Raw genomic sequence first — 12,357 nt, forward strand, 5'->3', positions numbered from 1 at the left:
ATGCCCACCGTCCCTTCAATCATTGGCTTCGGAGCGATTGCGATCGACGACATCGTCTATGTCGATCAGCCGTTGTCGGCGGGCAAGGGGAAGGTTCTGCAAAGTGCCCGAGCTTTCGGGGGAAATGTCGCGACGGCACTTGCCGCCGTCGCGCGGCTTGGCGGCACCGCCGGGTTCGTCGGCTGGCTGAGCGATGCCGCCGACGACGCCGTGTTGTGCGACCTCGTTGCAAGCGGCGTTGAAACCGCGTTCGCGCCGCGCCACCCGCACGCGCGCCCGGTGCGCTCGCGGATCACCGTCGGTTCGGATGGGGAGCGGTTCATCGCGTATGACGACGAAGCGATGCTGGGCACCGCGCCAGATTTTCCGGACGAGGTCCTCAGCCGCGCGACCGTCCTGATCGTCGATGGCTACGGGATCGGGTCGCTGGATGTCGTGGCTCGGGCTCGCGATCTTGGCCTTGCGATCCTCGGCGATATCGAATGGAGCCACGGCTCAGCCACCGAGACACTGATCGGGCTCTGCGACCATCTCATTCTTCCGCTCGGCTTTGCGCGGACCGCCACGGGCCTCCAGTCGCCGGCCGAGATACTCGATGCATTGTGGTTGCCGTCGCGATCCGCCGTGGTTCTGACGGATGGCGGCAGGGGCGTCTTCTATCGCGGACGCGACGAGACGGGGGTCTGGCACCTGCCGCCGCACCGGGTTGCCGTCGTCGACTCGACCGGTGCCGGCGACTGCTTTCATGGCGCCTATGCCCTTGCCTTGACGCGCGGGGCCGACACCGCGGGCCGGGTTGCATTCGCGGCCGCGGCGGCGGCCCTTTCGATAACGGGGCGGGGCGGGCGCGAAGCGCTTCCGACTGCCGACCGGGTCACGGAACTCCTGGCATCGACGAACGCGCCGTCGGCGGTCGAACTGAAACATGCGCGGCTCGATACCGGAACATAGCCCGAACTGTACGAGGAAAGATTTCGCAGGTGAACATAAGCCGAGGACCATCATAAGAATCAGTGGCTTGGACTTGTGGAGGGAGGAATATGGCAGAAGTCGTTCTTGAGAATATCTGCAAGACCTACGGGAACAATTTTCACGCGATCGACCAATTGAACCTGTCGGTCGAGGACGGCGAGTTCTTGATTCTCGTCGGGCCGTCCGGCTGTGGCAAATCCACCGCGTTGCGGATGATCGCAGGGTTGGAGGACGTCACCAGCGGCAGCCTGCGGATCGGCGGAATAGACGTCGTCGACATGCCGCCCAAGGATCGCGACATCGCGATGGTCTTCCAGAGCTACGCCCTCTACCCGCATATGACGGTGTCCGAAAACATCGCCTTTTCGATGCGGCTGGCAGGCAAGCCGAAAGCCGAGCGCAAGAAACGCGTGGACGAGATCGCCAAAACCCTTCAACTGACATCTCTGCTGGACAGCAAACCCGCGAACCTTTCAGGCGGACAGCGTCAAAGGGTTGCCATGGGCCGCGCCATGGTGCGCGAGCCGGCAGCCTTTCTCATGGACGAACCCCTTTCCAATCTGGACGCGAAACTGCGTGTCCAAATGCGCGCCGAAATCACCAGTCTGCAAAAGCAGCTCGGCGTAACGACCATATATGTGACCCACGACCAGACCGAAGCCATGACGATGGGTGACAGGGTCGCGGTGTTGAAAGGCGGCGTGCTGCAGCAGGTCGACACACCCAAGAGGCTCTATGAATCGCCGGTGAACGCCTTCGTTGCCGGCTTCATCGGGTCTCCTTCGATGAACCTTTTCGAGGCGACCCTGACGGGCGACGAACTGACGTCCGGCGCCTTTGCCATCCGGCTGCAGGATGCAGCCTTCGTGCGCAGACCGGGCTTGAGGTCGTATGCGGGGCGCAAGGTCGTGTTCGGGATACGACCGGAGGATCTCTATGACAGCAGCCTCGAATCCGGCCGCAAGTATCAGACGATACCGGCAAGGGTAACCTCGATCGAAGAACTCGGATCCGAACATATCGTCCATCTCAACATAGACGCGGTCCGGGTGGACTCCGGCGACCCTGACGCGGTGCAGGATTTCGGCCTGGCGTCGAATGCGGTGGCAAGATTCGAACCGGTCAGCACAGTCCGCTCCAGCGCGGAAATCAGGTTGGCGCTGGACGACGCCAAGCTCCATTTCTTCGATCCCGAGACGCATCTGGCGATCTGAATATACGCGACAAGACGCGGGTGAGGGTGAGGCACCTGCATAAGGAGACTTCTTAATAACCAGACGATCGGGCGCATTGTGCGGTCGATCCTAAAGAAGGAGGAGAAAATGATGTTTCGCATAAAACCCGCGATGCTGAAAATAGCCGCGGCCGCATGGTTGCTTGGCGCAACCGGCGCCATGGCGGATACGACGCTGGAATTCACCCAATGGTGGGAGCCCGAATTGCCGGCTGGCTCGCTCAGGTCAATCATGGATGAGTTCGAGGCGGCAAACCCCGGAATCAAGGTGACGCTGGTCAGCGGCCCCTACGCCACCACGCGAGACCAGATCTCGGTTGGCGCTGCAACCGGAACACTCAGCGACGTCGTCGGTCTCGACGGCGCCTGGGTGAACAATCTGAACGCGCAGGGTGCGCTGGCCGACATGAACCCGATGATGGAGGCGAGCAAGTTCGACAAAGCCCAAGTCGCGGACATCATCAAGGTGGACGGCAAGGCGGTGATGTTTCCCGTCGCTTCCTTCGTCTACCCGGTCTTCGTGAATTTGGACCTCGCCGCCAAGGCCGGCGTGACCAAGCTGCCGTCGACCCGTGCGGAGTTTCTCGATGCCGCCAAGAAGATGACGCACGCCGACCAGAACCAGTATGGCTGGGTGCTGCCCCTTTCGCTGCAAACGCCGTCCGGCGTCCAGAACGACATGATGTCGTGGGTCTGGGCTTCCGGCCAGTCGATGATGGCGAACGGCAAGCCGGACCTTGAGGGCAAGCCGGTGGTGGACATGCTAACCTTCGTCAAATCGCTCAACGACGCCGGCACCATCTCGCCCGGCATCGCTACCAAGACCGAGCAGGAAAAGGTCGAGGAATTCGTCAACGACCGCGTCGGGATGATGATCGACTCGCTCGCCCATGTGAACCTCATCCGCAAGCGCAATCCCAAGCTGAACTTCGACCTCATCCCGGTCCCTGTCGTGGAAAACTATACGGGCAAGCGCGGCCTTCCCTATGCCTCCTGGGGCATCGGCATCTCGGCTGCGTCGAAACATCAGGAAGAGGCCTGGAAACTCGTCCAATATCTGATGAGTGAAAAGGTCAACGCCAAGCTCGTGTCGCTTGCAAACGCCTTCCCGGGAAACGTCAACGCCAAGCCCGATTTCGTGACCTCGGACAAGGCGTTCGGCAAGGCTTTTGAAATCTTCAAGACCGGTTATCTCGCCAATGAGTTCACGGGCCTGCCGGTGGCTGAAGACCTGATGACCCAGTTCGACGTGCAAGCCCAGAAGATGCTCGCCGGCGAACAGTCTCCCGAACAAGCCGCAGCCGCCGCTCAGAAGGGCTGGATGGCGAAATTCTGATCGGCCCGTTCCCAGTGCTTCGACCGGGTGGCCTGACTTCGGGCAGGCCACCCGGCAACAACGGATCGGCAATTTGAGATGGACCTGTTTTTGAAGCTCACCTTCTCTTGAAGGCGTATCCCAAGGTTGGCACATGACCCGGCAAAAGCGCTCCCACCACAAGCTGAAACGAGCGGTCGCACCCTACCTCTATCTGTCGCCCTCGCTGCTCATAATCGGGCTTCTGATGCTGCTGCCGATGGTGACGGTGATTGCCTACTCGTTCCAGAACAGCGCGGTGCTGCGTCGCGACCCATCCTTTGCCGGACTGAAACACTACCAGGCGATCTTCGACGACCCGGTGTTCTGGGCTTCGCTGTGGCACACGCTCTATTTCACATGCATGAGTGTCATTTTCCACATGACAATCGGCATGGTCTTCGCGCTCATGCTGAACAGCGACCGCATAAATCCGACGCTGCGCAATATCCTGCGCGTGCTCTACATACTGCCCTGGCTGTTCACCGCGGTGATCATCGCCGTGATCTGGCGCCTCCTGCTTGAGCCGAACGGGGTCGTGAACAGCATTCTCATGCAAATCGGCATCATCGGTTCCAAGGTCGAATGGTTTTCCTCGCCCGAGACCGCGCTGCACGCCGTCACCTTCGCCAATATCTGGGCGGGCTATCCGCTCTTCATGGTCAGCCTGCTCGCGGGTTTGCAGGGCATTCCCAAGGATTTTTACGAGGCGGCCGATATCGACGGGGCGAAAGCCTACCAGAAGCTGATTTTCATCACGATCCCGCAGCTGATGCCGATCATCATCAGCATCTCGCTGCTTGACTTCATCTGGACCATGCAGGTCTTCCCGTTGATCTGGATAACGACGGGCGGTGGCCCGATCTACTCGACCGAGGTCCTCAGCACCTACACGTACAAGCTGGCGTTTTCGAGCTACAACCTGTCGCAGGCTTCGGCGAGCGCTGTGGTCATCTTGTTGATCTCTCTCGGCCTGACGCTGTTCTACATCCGCTATCAAAAGGCTCGGTAGTCACCATGAGGAAAAGGCATACGCCGAAAGACAGGCTGATCACCGTCGCGCTCCATGCAGCGCTTGCAGCGGGGCTCTTTTTCGCGGCATTCCCGATCTACTGGATGCTGAGCAGTTCGTTCAAATCGAATACCGAAATCTTTGCCCTGCCGCCAACCATCCTGCCAAAGGCCTTCACCCTGGAAGCCTATGCAGCCATCCTTGGCGACCCGGTAAAACTGCGCTTCTTCTTCAACAGCTATTTCGTGGCGGGAGCGGTGACCGTGCTGACGGTGCTGATCGCCTTGCTGGCGGCCTACGGGTTCAGCCGCTTCAACTTCCGCGGCAAGGGCAGCCTGAACACAATCATCATCAGCACGCAGACGATTCCGCCGATCACACTTTTGATCCCCTTCTTCGGGCTTGTCGTCTCATACGGTATCTTCGATACCTACGTCGCACTGATCCTGACTTACCTGGTGTTTACGCTGCCGTACGCGATCCTGCTGATGACGGGATATCTGAACACCTTGCCCCGCGATCTCGATGAAGCCGTGGCTGTCGATGGCGGCACCAGTTGGACAGCGCTTTGGCGGGTGATCGTCCCGATTTCACTGCCTGGTATCGTGGCGACGTCGGTCTACACCTTCCTGTTGTGCTGGAACGAATTTCTCTTTGCGCTGACGCTGACGAAGTCGACGTCCATGCGCACCGTCCCGATCGGTATCCAGCTGTTGATGGGGCAGCACGCCTTCGAATGGAACCAGATGATGGCGATGAGCGTGCTCGGCTCGCTACCGCTCTTGCTCATCTACCTCGTTGCCCAGAGGTACTTCCTCGCCGGCATGACCGCAGGCTCGGTCAAGTAGGATGCCCCTCCCAAGGAGAAGGAGCGGGCCCTCGCGTATCAGCGCCACATCATCGAACGGCTGACGCAAGGCGCATCAGGAATATCAAGGAATGAAAGGATGAACGTGAAAGACCTCAAAGTCGGCTGCCAGACCTTCACCTGGGAAATGCTGGGAGACCGGTTCACCGGCGGCCCCGACGATCTGCTGAAGGCGATCGCCGATGGTGGTTATGCCGGCATCGAGATCACCGATACCATGATCGGCCGCTATGCCGGCAAGCCGTCGGAGTTCGCCGCCGCGCTGAGGTCGTCCAGCCTGACGCTGGTCTCCTTCGCCTTTGGCTCGGACAGTGGCTTTACACTGAAGGATGAGATCGGCTCCGACCTCGAAACTGCCAAACGCTGGATCGATTTCGCCGCCGCCTTTCCGGGCGCGCTGGTGTCGATGGGGTCGGCGACCGTCGTGTCCGACGGTCCGCGCGGCGACAAGTTCGCCATCGCCGCCGAAGTCTACAACAAGGCCGGCGAACTCGGACGCAAGGCCGGCGTCGACGTCGCGGTGCATCCGAGCTCGCACCACAACACGCTGCTGTTCGATCGCGCCGACTACGACACGATCTTCGCGCTTCTCGACCCCGATCTGGTCGGCTGGGTGCCCGATACCGGCCACATCCTGCGTGGCCACAAGGACATGGCCGACACGCTGCGCACCTACCGCGACCGCATCCGCTATATCCATTTGAAGGACGTCGATGCCAACGGCATCTGGGCAATGCTCGGCAAGGGCGTCTGCGACACCGCCCAAGTGATCGAGATTGCCGGCACCGCGCCGCGCTTCAACGGCTGGCTGGTGCTCGAAGAGGAATCCGACACCGCCGCCGCCGATCCCGCCGGCGCGGTCAAGACCAACCGACAGACAATGCGCGGCTACGGCGCCTGAAGAACGAGACGATGATCAAGAAACAAGACAGACGCCTCAGGGTCGGTGTGCTCGGCTGCGGCCCCATCGCGCAGTTCGCGCATCTGCAATCCTGCGTGAAGGCCGGGAATGCCGACCTTTACGCCATCTGCGACGCGGCCCCCGATCTGCTCGCCCGCATGGGCGCCACCTACGAGCCGCAAAAGATCTACGCCGACTATGACGCCATGCTCGCCGATCCCGAACTGGAAGCGGTGATCGTCGCCACGTCGGACGCCTATCACGTGCCGATGTCGATCAAGGCGCTCGACGCCGGCAAGCATGTTCTGTGCGAAAAGCCGATCGGTACCTCAGTCGAGGAAGGCGAGGCGCTGGCGCAGGCGGTCAGGCGCTCGGGCAAGGTGCTGCAGGTCGGGCACATGAAGCGCTTCGACCCGGCGCTGGAGGCTGCGCGCGACTTCGTGCGAGACGAGATGGGCGAGGTGCTGGCGCTGAAGGCCTGGTATTGCGATTCCACCCATCGCTACACCAACACCGACGCCATTCAGCCGCTGCCGGTCACCAGCAAGCTGGCGAAGAAGCCGGCGGGCAATCCAAAGGCTGATCTCAGGCAATATTTCATGCTGGCGCACGGCTCGCATCTCGTCGACACGGCCCGTTTCCTTTGCGGCGAGATCACGGCGGTCCGCGCCCGCCTCAACGAACGCTTCGGCGCCTATTGCTGGTTCGTCGAAACCGAGTTCGCCAGCGGCGCGCTCGGCCATCTCGATCTCACCGTCGCCGTGCGCATGGACTGGCACGAGGGTTTTCAGCTTTATGGCGAGAACGGCTCCGTCATCGCCAAGACATTCAACCCCTGGTATTTCCGCGCCAGCGAGGTCGACATTTTCCACGAAAAGGACGCGACCTCGCGAAAGCCGCTTGGCGCCGACGGCCATTTCTTCCGCCGCCAGCTGGAAGGCCTCGCCGACACGGTGCTGAATGGTGCCCCGATGCGTGGCGCCAATGTCGACGATGGCATCGCCTCGATCCGCGCCATGGTCGCCATTGCCCGCTCGGTGGAAACTGGCGAACGGGTCGAGCTCGCCTCGGTTTCGGGTGCGGTCTGATGCGTCTCGGCATTTTCGCCAAGACGTTTGCGGGCACCGAGCCGACCGCCGTGCTAACGGCGGTACGGCAAGCGGGCTATGAGACGACGCAGTTCAATCTCGCCTGCGCCGGCCTGCCGTCGATGCCCGATGTCGTGCCGGCGGATGCTGTTGCGAACATCCGGGTCGGCGCGCAAACGTCAGGCGTTTCGCTCGCTGCACTCTCGGGCACCTACAACATGGCGCATCCCGACAAGGCTGTGCGCGACGACGGTCTTCGCCGTCTTGCCGTCGTCATCGAGACGGCCGCCGCCCTCGGCATTCCGCTGGTGACACTCTGCACCGGCTCGCGCAACGCCGCCGATCAATGGGCGTATCACCCGGACAATGCCACCCCGGCCGCCTGGTCGGACATGGCTGCTGAGATGGCGAAGGCGCTGGCGCTGGCCGAGACCGCCGGTGTCGATCTCGGCATAGAGCCCGAACAGGCTAACATCGTCACCTCGGCCAAGGATGCAACACGGCTGATTGTCGACATGGGATCCAGGCACCTCAAGATCGTGCTCGATCCAGCGAACCTGTTCGAGCACGCGAGCCCCGACGAAGCACGTGCCATCGTCGCCGCCGCGATCGATGAGGCGGCGGGCCACATCGCCATGGCGCACGCCAAGGACCGGCATGGTGACGGCCGCTTTGCCACAGTTGGGCAAGGCATCGTCGATTTCCCGGATTTCATCGCGCGTCTGAAGGCCGTGGGCTTCGACGGGGCGCTCGTCACCCACGGGCTGTCCGCCGACGAGGCCCCAGGCGTCGCCGCCTTCCTGCGCGGGCTGCTTTGATGAACGCCGCGTCGACGACCATGTTTCGCGACGATGCCGCGCTTCGTGTCTTCGATACGGGGCAGGGCGGGCTCCCCGTTATCTTCCAGCATGGTCTCGGCGGCGATGCCAATCAGGTGGCACAGAATTTTCTTGACCAACCATCATACCGCCGGCTGACAGTCGAATGCCGCGCCCATGGCGATTCCGGCGTGGGCGGCAAACGCCCGTTCTCGATCGCGATGTTCGCCGGCGACCTGCTGGCCGCCGCCGATGCGGCCGGCCTCGACCGTTTCGTCGCCGGCGGCATCTCGATGGGCGCGGCGATCGCGCTGCACCTGGCCTCTCGCCACCCCGACCGTGTCCTTGGTTTGGTGCTGGTGCGGCCTGCCTGGGCCTTCGACGCGGCGCCACAAAACATGCGCCCTTACGTCGAAGTTGCGGAACTCATCAATCGGCTTCCATTGGCAGAGGCGAGTGACGCCTTCGCAGCCTCCGTGACTGCGGCCCGCTTTCGCAGCGGGGCGCCGGATAATCTCGCCTCGCTGCTCGGCTTCTTCGAGCGTGAAAATGCCACCGTCTTCGCCGAGGTGATGCAGGCGATCGCAGCCGACGGGTCCGGCGTGTCGCGGGCTGCCGCTGGCGCGCTTGCCATCCCGACGCTCGTTATCGGCTGCGGCCTCGATCTCGTTCATCCCTTGGCGACCGCCCGCGAGCTCGCTGAGATCATCCCCAACGCGATTTTCGCCGAAGTGACACCAAAGGCGACCGACAAGGACCGCCATTTCGCTGAGATCCGTGCCGCCATAGGCGGCTTTCTCGACATGAATTTCAACAACCAGGACCCATCATGATCTCGAAACCACTCTCTGGCCCGGCCGCCATCGCCGCACTGCCGCGCGACCGCATGATCGCCGAATTCTCGTCGTGGTCCGCGGACCTCGTCAATATCGAGAGCGATCTCAGGCGGATCGAGCCCTATGTCGACCTTCACCATGTCGATGTGGCGGATGGTCATTTCGCGCCATCTTTCCTGTTCTTTCCCGATCTCGTCGCCCGCATCGCCAAGCTGACGGCGAAGCCTATCCATGTCCATCTGATGGTCGATGATCGGATCGTCGAGGCGCAGACGCGCCAGTTCATCGAGGCGGGCGCCGACATGATCAGCGTCCACGCAGAAAACGGCGAGGCGGGATTACGCGCCGTGCAGTTGGCGCGTGAACTCGGCGCCGAAGCCGGCGTGGTGCTCCGGCTGGAGACGCCGGTCGAGGCGGTGACGCCTTTCGTCTCCGAGGTCGCCTTCGTCACGCTGCTCGGCACCGCGATCGGCGTCAAGGGCCAGGGCCTGTCGGAGAAAGCCTGCGACCGGCTGCGCGCTGCCCGTGCCATCCTGCGAGAGGCCGGCCGTGAGGCAGCCGTGGTTCTTGCCGCCGACGGTGGCATTCGCCACGAGACCGTGCCGCTGTTGCGCGCCGCGGGCGCCGAGACCGTGGTTCTGGGTTCGCTCGCCTTTGGTGACAAGGATCTGGTCGGCCGCATCGGCTGGCTGCATGGGCTGAAGGTTGCGGCATGACCACCGAAGCCGCCCTCGCGATCGATCTTGGCGGCACCGAGCTTCGTGCCGCGCTGGTCGACCGTGACGGCAAGATCCTGGCCTTCTCGGCCGTGCCGACGCAGGCACAGGCCGGTCCCGACGTGGTGATCGGCCAGATCGAGGCGCTGGCCGCGACCGTTCATGCCGAGGCCCCTGGGCTCGCCATTGTTGGTGTCGGCGTTGGTGCGCCGGGGCCGCTCGATCCGCTGGCCGGCATCGCCGTCGGACCGCCGACGCTCGCCGGCTGGCAGGACGTGCCGCTGGCCGACATCCTCGAGCGCCGGCTCGGCCTGCCGGTGCGGCTGGAGAACGACGCCAACGCGGCTGCACTTGGCGAATGGCGCTTCGGTGCCGGTCATGGCGCTCGCTCGCTGGTCTTCGTCACCGTTTCGACCGGCATTGGCGGCGGCGTCGTGGTCGACGGGCGCATCCTGCACGGTCGCCGTGGCCTTGCCGCCGAGATCGGCCACATGACCATCACCAATGAGGGCGAGCGTTGCGTGTGCGGTGTCGTCGGCTGCTTCGAGGCCATTGCCTCGGGCACGGCGCTTGGCCGCCGCGCCAATGCCGCGACATCGGCCTTCGATGGCTCGACGCTGCGCCGTCTCTCGGCCAACGCCGAGGTCACCGGCCGCCACGTCGTCGAGGCGGCACGGCTGGAGGACGACCTCGCTGTGGCCTTGCTGGAGGAAGAGGCGCGCTGGCTGGGCGTCGGCTTCACCAACCTCTTGCATCTCTATTCGCCCGACGTGCTGGTTGTCGGCGGCGGCATCGCCAATGGCCTCGACCTGATGGCGCCTGTGATCGAGGCGACCATCCGGCAGCGTGCCATGCGCGCCTACCGTGACGTGCCGGTTGTCGAGGCCCAGCTCGGTCGCCACGCCGGTCTGGTTGGCGCGGCCAGCCTTGTCCTGTTCGATGATGGCAACCTGGCGGCGCGCATGCCTGTCGGTCCAAGCACCTATCCGGACATCAGAAGGGACTTCAAGGGTTGAGCTCAAGCTGCGCGGCGTGCTCGCGCCGCACGGCAAAACCGCCTGACATCGCCGCGCGTGAAAATGGCCGGAGACAGCGATGCCTCCGGCCATCGACGTTTCTAAACGGCCGCGGATTACTCGGCGGGAACGATATCCGCCGGCAGGCTGTCGTCGGCTGTTCCAGCCAATGCTCTCGCCAGCTTGGCCTCGTCGAGTTCGCCTTCCCAGCGTGCGACCACCAGCGTGGCGACGGCGTTGCCGACGAAGTTGGTCAACGCCCGGCACTCCGACATGAAACGGTCGACGCCAAGGATCAGCGCCATGCCGGCGACCGGCACCGAAGGCACCACCGAAAGCGTCGCGGCCAGCGTGATGAAGCCCGCCCCGGTGATGCCGGCGGCGCCCTTCGAGGAAAGCATCGCCACCAGCAGCAGCAGGATCTGGTCGCCGATCGACAGATGGATGTTCGTCGCCTGGGCGATGAACAGCGCCGCCAGCGTCATGTAGATGTTGGTGCCGTCGAGGTTGAAGGAATAGCCGGTCGGAATGACCAGCCCGACCACCGAGCGCTTGGCGCCGGCCTTTTCCATCTTTTCCATCAGCGAGGGGAGCGCGGCCTCCGAGGAGGAGGTGCCGAGCACCAGAAGCAGCTCTTCCTTGATGTAACGGATCAAGGACAGGATGGAAAACCCGTTGTAGCGGCAGACGGCTCCCAGCACGACGAACACGAACAGCAGCGACGTCGCGTAGAAGGTGCCGACCAGCATGGCGAGATTGATGACCGAGCCGATGCCGTATTTGCCGATGGTGAAGGCCATGGCGCCGAACGCGCCGATGGGGGCGGCCTTCATCAGCACGCTGACCAGCTTGAACATCGGCGCCATCAACGCCTGAAGGAAGTTGAGCACCGGCGCGCCGCGGTCGCCGACCAGCGCCAATGCGATGCCGAACAGCACCGAGAAGAAAAGCACCTGCAATATGTCGCCGTCGGCGAAGGCGCCGACGATCGTGCCTGGAATGATGTTCATCAGGAAGCCGGTGACCGACTGGTCATGCGCCTTGGCGGCATAGGTGCTGACGGTCGAGGCATCGAGCGTGGCGGGGTCGATGTTGAAGCCGGCGCCCGGCTGCACGACATTGGCCACGACAAGGCCGATGATCAGCGCCAGCGTTGAGAAGGTGAGGAAATAGAGCATCGCCTTGCCGGCGACGCGCCCGACCTTCTGCAGATCGCTCATGCCGGCGATGCCGGTCGCGACCGTCAGGAAGATGACCGGGGCGATGATCATCTTGACCAGCTTGATGAAGGCGTCGCCGAGCGGCTTCATGCTTTCGCCGATCGACGGATAATAGTGGCCGAGCAGGATGCCGACGGTGATCGCCACCAGAACCTGCACGTAGAGTTGGGCATAGAGGGGCTTGCGCTGCGCGGCAGGCGCGCCCGATTGATCTGCGATGTGCATCGAACTCTCCCTGGCCGGATGGACGGAACCCGCCCTGCGTGACTTCTCCCATCGCGGCGCTCCGGTCGCACGCCGCTGGAGAGAGTTTTGCAAGCGC

General features: G+C 63.1%; 12 protein-coding genes. 11 read left to right on the forward strand and 1 reads right to left on the reverse strand.

Annotation, left to right across the window (positions count from 1 at the left end):
- The 11 genes from X743_RS160615 to X743_RS160565 all read left to right on the forward strand — a co-directional run bounded on the left by X743_RS160615 (position 1) and on the right by X743_RS160565 (position 10,815).
- Positions 1 to 951 (forward strand): PfkB family carbohydrate kinase, encoded by a 951-nt coding sequence (locus X743_RS160615; protein ID WP_023764768.1) that lies wholly within the window; start codon positions 1 to 3, stop codon positions 949 to 951.
- An 89-nt stretch (positions 952 to 1,040) separates the two neighbouring features.
- The gene (locus tag X743_RS160610; RefSeq protein ID WP_023764769.1) at positions 1,041 to 2,186 is read left to right on the forward strand and encodes an ABC transporter ATP-binding protein; all 1,146 of its coding nucleotides are present in this window, start codon (positions 1,041 to 1,043) and stop codon (positions 2,184 to 2,186) included.
- A 108-nt stretch (positions 2,187 to 2,294) separates the two neighbouring features.
- Positions 2,295 to 3,542: a sugar ABC transporter substrate-binding protein gene (locus tag X743_RS160605; protein WP_023764770.1), complete on the forward strand. Its 1,248-nt coding sequence runs from the start codon at positions 2,295 to 2,297 to the stop codon at positions 3,540 to 3,542.
- A 133-nt stretch (positions 3,543 to 3,675) separates the two neighbouring features.
- Positions 3,676 to 4,572, forward strand: coding sequence for a sugar ABC transporter permease (locus tag X743_RS160600; RefSeq protein ID WP_023764771.1), 897 nt, complete (start codon positions 3,676 to 3,678; stop codon positions 4,570 to 4,572).
- A gap of 5 nt (positions 4,573 to 4,577) precedes the next feature.
- Positions 4,578 to 5,420 (forward strand): carbohydrate ABC transporter permease, encoded by an 843-nt coding sequence (locus tag X743_RS160595; protein WP_013896870.1) that lies wholly within the window; start codon positions 4,578 to 4,580, stop codon positions 5,418 to 5,420.
- 99 nt (positions 5,421 to 5,519) lie between these two features.
- On the forward strand, positions 5,520 to 6,341 hold the full coding sequence (locus X743_RS160590; RefSeq protein ID WP_023764772.1) for a sugar phosphate isomerase/epimerase: 822 nt from the start codon (positions 5,520 to 5,522) through the stop codon (positions 6,339 to 6,341).
- Between the two features lie 11 nt (positions 6,342 to 6,352).
- Positions 6,353 to 7,429, forward strand: a complete 1,077-nt coding sequence (locus X743_RS160585; protein ID WP_023764773.1) for a Gfo/Idh/MocA family oxidoreductase — start codon at positions 6,353 to 6,355, stop codon at positions 7,427 to 7,429.
- The gene (locus X743_RS160580) at positions 7,429 to 8,247 is read left to right on the forward strand and encodes a sugar phosphate isomerase/epimerase (RefSeq protein WP_023764774.1); all 819 of its coding nucleotides are present in this window, start codon (positions 7,429 to 7,431) and stop codon (positions 8,245 to 8,247) included. Before X743_RS160585 ends, X743_RS160580 begins: the two co-directional genes overlap by 1 nt.
- Positions 8,247 to 9,080 (forward strand): alpha/beta hydrolase, encoded by an 834-nt coding sequence (locus X743_RS160575; RefSeq protein ID WP_023764775.1) that lies wholly within the window; start codon positions 8,247 to 8,249, stop codon positions 9,078 to 9,080. The genes X743_RS160580 and X743_RS160575 overlap by 1 nt, the downstream gene beginning before the upstream one ends.
- On the forward strand, positions 9,077 to 9,799 hold the full coding sequence (locus X743_RS160570; RefSeq protein ID WP_023764776.1) for a ribulose-phosphate 3-epimerase: 723 nt from the start codon (positions 9,077 to 9,079) through the stop codon (positions 9,797 to 9,799). The genes X743_RS160575 and X743_RS160570 overlap by 4 nt, the downstream gene beginning before the upstream one ends.
- The gene (locus X743_RS160565; protein WP_023764777.1) at positions 9,796 to 10,815 is read left to right on the forward strand and encodes an ROK family protein; all 1,020 of its coding nucleotides are present in this window, start codon (positions 9,796 to 9,798) and stop codon (positions 10,813 to 10,815) included. Before X743_RS160570 ends, X743_RS160565 begins: the two co-directional genes overlap by 4 nt.
- A 116-nt stretch (positions 10,816 to 10,931) precedes the next feature.
- Here the strand turns inward: X743_RS160565 and X743_RS160560 are convergent, their stop codons facing one another.
- Positions 10,932 to 12,260: a dicarboxylate/amino acid:cation symporter gene (locus X743_RS160560; RefSeq protein WP_023764778.1), complete on the reverse strand. Its 1,329-nt coding sequence runs from the start codon at positions 12,258 to 12,260 to the stop codon at positions 10,932 to 10,934.
- Between the last annotated feature and the right edge of the window lie 97 nt (positions 12,261 to 12,357).

This window comes from Mesorhizobium sp. LNHC232B00 (assembly GCF_000502435.1).
GTDB lineage: Bacteria > Pseudomonadota > Alphaproteobacteria > Rhizobiales > Rhizobiaceae > Mesorhizobium > Mesorhizobium opportunistum.